The following is a 5,276-nucleotide window of genomic DNA, read 5'->3' on the forward strand; positions in this document are numbered from 1 at the left end:
CCGCTGAACCCACCCTCTCGTTTCCGAAAAGGTCCGCCATGTCTGAGGTTCTCGACACCACGCCCCGCGCCGACGGGTTCCGAATGCCCGCCGAATGGGAGCCCCATATCGGTTGCTGGATGATGTGGCCCGAACGGTCGGACAACTGGCGGGGCGGCGCAAAGCCGGCCCAGCACGCCTTCGCTGCGGGGGCGGCCGCGATCGCCCAAGGCCGGCCGGGGGCGGGCTGCCCCTCCCCCGCCCCGGTTGGGAGCGGGCCGGCCCGGCCCGCGCCGAAACGCAATGAGCCCAGTCTGGACCTGGACGCCCTGGCGGGACCGACGCGGCCGAACAACAATCGCGGCCGTCCGGCGACGGGTCAGCAGGGTTCAGGGACGGCCAGTCGTGCGACCGGCCCACAGTTGGCGGCGCTGGCGGGGCAGGTGAATCCCCATTGGAACCTGAACTGCGACCTGCCGGGCATGGACGCCATGACCATTCGGGTGACGGTGCGGTTGACCTCCGACGGACAGATCGTGGGTTCACCGCGGCTGGAACAGCCGCGCAACGACGCGACCTGGCGGGCGGCTTCCGACGCCATGCTGCGTGCGCTGCGGGCTGCCGCTCCTTTCAACGTGCCGGCCGGTTTCCAGGCCCAGGACGTGCCTTTCCGTTTCGAAACCGCGCGAAAGTGCGGGAATCGCTAAACATCCCGTGACGGGCGCTGTCCTCGACCGAATGTCGCCCTAATCGCCATGAAGCTGGCGATTGTCACAACGTCCGACGATAAGGGCGAGACTGTCTTTCCAAACGTGGGAGCAAATCATGCGTCTGAACCTTCTTCTGGCCTCCGCCGCTGTCACCGTGATGACCGTGTCGATGATGCACAGCGGGGTTCAAGCCCAGCCGGCGCCCCAGAGCGCGCCGATGCAGGATGTCGTCGTCGATGACGGCGTGCTGAAACCCCTGCAGATCGCCATCGTGCCCTTCACCGGCGATCACGGGGCGGATATTTCCAATGTGGTCAGCGGCAATCTGCGGCGGTCGGGCTTCTTCGAGCCGCTGAACCCCGCCGGCTTCATCGAGACCGGCCTGACCCTGGCCAATGCGCCCAACTTCCCGCAGTGGACCCAGATCGGGGCGCAGGCGGTGCTGTACGGCGGGGTGACGCCGCGCGGCGACGGTCGGCTGGACGTCGGCTTCCGCCTGTATGACCCGTATCGTCAGTGCCAGCTGGTCAGCTATCAGTTCACCGCCACCCAGGAACAGTGGCGCCGGATCGCGCACAAGATTTCGGACGTCATCTATCAGCGGATGACCGGGGAGACCGGCTTCTTCGATTCCCGGGTCGTCTTCGTCTCGGAAGAGGGGACGCAGTTGAACCGGATCAACCGCCTGACCATCGCCGACCAGGACGGGTTCAATCCCACCTATCTGACCCAGGGCGACGAGATCATCATGTCGCCGCGCTTCTCGACCTCGCAGCCGGACGAGATCACCTATGTGGCGCTGGGCAAGGACTATAGCCGGATCTATCTGCGCAACCTGACCACGGGCCGCACCGAAAGCCTGGGCGAGTTCGACGGCCAGGTGCTGGCGCCGCGCTTCTCGAACGACGGCAACAAGATCGCCTTCTCGATCATCCGGGGCGGCAATACCGACATCTATGTGATGGACCTGCGCAGCCGGCAGCTGTCGCGCCTGACGTCGGACCCCGGCATCGACACCTCGCCGTCGTTCAGCCCGGACGGCAGCCAGATCGTGTTCAACTCGGACCGGTCGGGCCAGGCGCGGCTGTATGTCATGCGGGCCGACGGCTCGGGCCAGCGGCCGATCTCGCGCGGCGGCGGCACCTATACGGCGCCGGCCTGGAGCCCGACGGGCAATCTGATCGCCTTCACCAAGAGCGGCGGCGGCCGGTTCTCGACCGGGGTGATGAACGCCGACGGGTCGGGCGAACGCATCCTGTCGTCCAGCTATTTCGAGGAAGGCCCGAACTGGGCCCCCAACGGCCGCTATGTGATGTTCGCGCGCCAGACGCGGGGCGGGGACACGCGGCTGTGGACCGTGGACCTGTCGGGGCGGGTTGTGGCCCAGGCGGGCTATAACGGCCGCGGCACCGACCCGGCCTGGTCGCCCCTGCTGGACACGCCGCCGTCGAACCTGGGCTATGGCCAGGGGGCCGACAGCTGCCCGAGCTGAGCCCGTTCGGCTCAACAGTGTGTTATTCCGTCTGGCGCTCGAAATCGGGCCCGGGCAAACTGTATGGCCAAGCTTTAGGCCTCCGTCCTAATTTCAAAGTGTCAGGAGACGACCCCATGAAGACTTCCCGCATCATCACCCTGGCCATGGTCGGCTGCGCCGTCGCCGCCATGGCCGCCTGCGCCCGCAAGCCGGTCGAAGGCGTCGTGCCCGCCGCTCCGGAGACCGCGCCGACAGGCCCGGCCTATCCGACCGCCCCGACCGGTCCGGTGACGGGCGGCAACATGGGCGCCGCCGCCCCCGGCACGGAACAGGACTTCGTCGTCAACGTCGGCGACCGCATCTATTTCGACCTGGATTCCTATGACGTCCGTTCGGAAGCCATGCCGCGCCTGGACGCCCAGGCCCAGTGGCTGCAGCGCTATCCGCAGGTGACCGTCCGCATCGAAGGCAACGCCGACGAACGCGGCACCCGCGAATACAACCTGGCCCTGGGCGCCCGCCGCGCCGAGGCCGTGCGCACCTATCTGATCAATCGCGGCGTGCCGGCCGGCCGCATCGACACCATCAGCTACGGCAAGGAGCGTCCGATCGCCGAGGGGTCCAGCGAGGACAGCTGGGCGCGCAACCGCAACGCCCACACCGCCATCGTCTCGGGCGCCCCGCGCTGAGACGACTGGCCGGACGAGACGGATGGAGGCGTCGGCCAAGGCCGGCGCCTCTTTCTTTTTGCCTGCCGGGTGATCAAGGTGGCGGCGGATTCGATCGGGGGATTGGCGTTTGGATATCGAAGGGGCCGGTGGCGCGATCACCGGGGGACTGATCGCGGGGGCGGTCGAGAAGCCGACGGGGCATGCGGGCGAGGCGGGGCATGGCGTCTGTTCCGACTGCGGCGCGGCGACCAGCGGGAATTTCTGCGCCAACTGCGGCCAGGCGACCCATGTGCACCGCACCTTGCTGCACCTGGGCGAGGAGCTGTTGCACGGGGTCATGCATTTCGACGCCCGCGTCTGGCGGACCCTGCCGCTGCTGGCCTTCAATCCCGGCCGGCTGACGCGGGAATGGGTGGAGGGCCGGCGGACCCGCTATGTGTCGCCGCTGGCGATCTTCCTGTTCACCCTGTTCGTCATGTTCTTCGCGCTGAGCTTCATGCCCCAGCCGTCGGCGCCCGTGGTGCTGGCCGGCGACATTCAGGAGCAGCGTCAGGAATTGCTCGAGGCGGAGCGCGGTCTGGCCGAGGCCCGCGCCGAAGCCGCCAGCGACCCCTCCGGCATGGCCGACATGGGGATCAAGGCCGGCGAGGCCCTGGTGGCGCAGAAGCGCGCGGCGCTGGCGCGTCTGGAAACCGAGCAGAGCCAGGGGCGGGCCGACGGGCTCAAGCCGGGCAGCTGGCAGGCCAGCATCAAGGACATCGCCTCGGGCGACGATGTGTCGGGCGGCACGACCAAGCTGAAGGTCATGGGCCACGAGGCCGACAAGGATGACCACGGGTTCGGGGCTACAGTCTTGAAAAAGCTACAGAACCCGGACCTGGCCCTCTACAAGCTGCAGCAGACGATGTACAAGTTCGCCTTCCTGCTGGTGCCGTTCTCGATCCCGTTCCTGGCCTTGCTGTTCCTGTGGCGACGCGGCTTCACCCTGTATGATCATGGGGTGTTCGTGCTGTATTCGCTGACCTTCATGGCCCTGCTGTTGATGGTCATCGTCCTGGCCAGAACGATAAACGGCCCGCTGGGGGGACTGGTCACCGCCATCGGCGTGGCCGCCATCCCCGTCCATGTGTTCGCCCAGCTGAAGGGGGCGTACAGTCTGTCGATCTTTTCGGCCCTGTGGCGGACGGTCCTGCTGCTGTTCTTCTGCAACATCGTGATCGGCCTGTTCGTCATGGCCATCGTCTATCTGGGGCTGGGGCACTGACCCTGCCTTGCGGCGGCCCCAAATCGGTGGAACCTAGCGACCCATGACCTTCAAGCTCTCCTTCATGCGCAGCCGCGCCTTCGCCGCCACGGCCGTCGGCCTGGTCCTGATCGCCGGGGGCGCCGTCGCCCAGCAGGCGGCGCCGAACATCATGCAGCCGATCGAATGGGACAAGCGCCGGCTGGAACAGCTGGATCGCAATGTCCGTCGGCTGGAGCGCGCCCTGACCCAGCGCAACGCCGCCGGCGAGCCGGTGCTGGTCGAGCCCGACCCGGAGGTCGTCACCCTGCAGGGCCAGTTCGGCCTGATGAACCAGCGTCTTGAGGACCTGGAAGCCACGGTGCGCCGCATCAACGGCGACAACGAGCGGCTGACCTTCCAGCTGGACGAGGCCCAGCGCGACACCGCCGCCCTGCGCGCCCGGCTGCTGGACGCCGAGGCCCGGATCGAGAAGCTGGAGACGGCGGCCGAGCTGAACGCCCCCATCGAAGCCCATTCCCCCACCGGCGACGCGGCCCAGGATCTGGCGGCGGCGGTGCAGTTGATGAGCAGCGACCGGGCGCGCGGCGCGCGGGCGCTGGAGACTGTGGTCGCCGCCTGGCCCGACACGCCCCAGGCGCGCGAGGCCAATTCCCGTCTGGGCGACATCCGCGCCTCGTCGAACGACAAGGCCGGCGCCGTGCCCTTCTACGCCGCCGCCCTGAAGGACTGGCCGCGCATCGGCTGGGCCGCCGACACGACGCTGAAACTGGCCGACGCCCTGTTCGCCACCAACCGCAAGACCCAGGGCTGCGCGGCCCTGGGCGAGTTCACGCGCCGCTATGCGCCCGCCGCCTCGGACACGCTGAAGGCCCGCGCGACCCAGATGAAGACCGCCAACGGGTGCAGCTGAGGCCCGGGATCGACGGAACCGATACGGGCCTTGTCGCTCGGGTCTTTGCGCGGCTGGATCGGCGGCTGAGTTCTGACGCCCCCCCGCCGGTCGCCCTGGCCCTGTCGGGCGGGGGGGATTCCATCGCCCTGTTGAGACTGGCCGCCGCCTGGGCCAGGGCGCGAGGGCGGCCGCTGACGGCCTTGAGCGTTGATCACCGACTGAACCCGGCCAGCGCCGACTGGACCCGGTTCGCGGGCGAGCCGGCGCGGGCGGCGGGCGCGGACTGGCGCGGACTGGTCTGGGA

The 5,276-nt window shown here is 68.6% G+C and carries 6 protein-coding genes; all 6 read left to right on the top strand.

Annotated features, from left to right (window positions below; all coding sequences use genetic code 11):
• Positions 1 to 38 precede the first annotated feature (38 nt).
• On the top strand, positions 39 to 686 hold the full coding sequence (locus tag ER13_RS19090; RefSeq protein ID WP_035310790.1) for an agmatine deiminase family protein: 648 nt from the start codon (positions 39 to 41) through the stop codon (positions 684 to 686).
• Between the two features lie 118 nt (positions 687 to 804).
• Positions 805 to 2,181: a Tol-Pal system beta propeller repeat protein TolB gene (tolB, locus tag ER13_RS15775; RefSeq protein ID WP_035310792.1), complete on the top strand. Its 1,377-nt coding sequence runs from the start codon at positions 805 to 807 to the stop codon at positions 2,179 to 2,181.
• 116 nt (positions 2,182 to 2,297) lie between these two features.
• On the top strand, positions 2,298 to 2,852 hold the full coding sequence (gene pal / locus ER13_RS15780; RefSeq protein WP_008259557.1) for a peptidoglycan-associated lipoprotein Pal: 555 nt from the start codon (positions 2,298 to 2,300) through the stop codon (positions 2,850 to 2,852).
• Between the two features lie 109 nt (positions 2,853 to 2,961).
• Positions 2,962 to 4,098, top strand: coding sequence for a DUF3667 domain-containing protein (locus tag ER13_RS15785; protein ID WP_035310794.1), 1,137 nt, complete (start codon positions 2,962 to 2,964; stop codon positions 4,096 to 4,098).
• Positions 4,099 to 4,141: 43 nt separating this feature from the next.
• Complete coding sequence (locus tag ER13_RS15790) at positions 4,142 to 4,990, top strand: tol-pal system YbgF family protein (protein ID WP_008260269.1); 849 nt, start codon at positions 4,142 to 4,144, stop codon at positions 4,988 to 4,990.
• Positions 4,981 to 5,276: ATP-binding protein (locus ER13_RS15795; protein WP_035310796.1), on the top strand; the 296-nt coding region annotated here is incomplete at its 3' end. The genes ER13_RS15790 and ER13_RS15795, both read left to right, overlap by 10 nt.

The sequence above is a fragment of the Brevundimonas sp. EAKA genome (genome assembly GCF_000698025.1).
GTDB lineage: Bacteria > Pseudomonadota > Alphaproteobacteria > Caulobacterales > Caulobacteraceae > Brevundimonas > Brevundimonas mediterranea_A.